The sequence below is a fragment of the Saccharopolyspora soli genome, from assembly GCF_022678645.1.
GTDB classification, from domain to species: Bacteria; Actinomycetota; Actinomycetes; order Mycobacteriales; family Pseudonocardiaceae; genus Saccharopolyspora; species Saccharopolyspora soli.
Window position 1 is genome coordinate 1 of record NZ_JALBWV010000179.1, and the last position, 650, is coordinate 650.

Consider the following 650-nt stretch of genomic DNA (forward strand, 5'->3'; position numbering starts at 1 on the left):
AAGGCTGCGAACTGGCCAGATGATTTATCGGCCCAGCACTACCAGCGGTCTGAGCAGGTCACAGGCGACCGGTTCTCCCGCCAGATTGTTCGAGACCGCTCGTCGAGGAGCCCCGCAGTGTCCACCGACGTCATCAGCTGGTCTGCGGGGCCGACGAGCGCGGCGCCGCGAATGGCGCCGCCTCGGTGAACGGGATCGGCGCTCGGTGCGGTTCGTCGACCTGCCCGAGATCCCATTCGTGTTCGCACGGCGGGCCCCGCGTGCCCGGCCGGTCAGCCGGACTCGGTGAAGTCGGTGGAGGCGGCTACCTCGGTGACCACGTCCAGCAGGGCGTGCAGAGCGGGCGAGGTGTTGCTGGCTAACCAGACCATCTCGGTGGGGACGAATTCCCCGGTCAGTGGCACGAATGCCACACCGGTGCGGCGGAGGCTGCTCGCCGACTGGGCCAGTCGAGTCACTCCGACGTCGGCCGCCACGAGGCCGAGCAGGCCTTGCGCGCTCGTGTCTCGTTGGACCACGTGGGGGGTGTCAGCCGGAGTTCGGGGAGTCGTTGTCGGACGGCCCGTACCACCGGGCGGGAGCAGGTAGTTCGTCGTGGTCGCGAGGAAGGCCAGGCGGAGGCTGCCGATCTCGCCGCGTGCGGCTCGGGT

Annotated in this window: 1 protein-coding gene; it reads right to left on the reverse strand. The window is 69.4% G+C overall.

Annotated elements, in window-relative coordinates; translation table 11 throughout:
* Window positions 1-272: 272 nt before the first annotated feature.
* Window positions 273-650, reverse strand: a 378-nt coding sequence (locus MOQ72_RS44195; RefSeq protein ID WP_504981932.1) for a type 2 periplasmic-binding domain-containing protein, incomplete at its 5' end; no start/stop codon positions are given.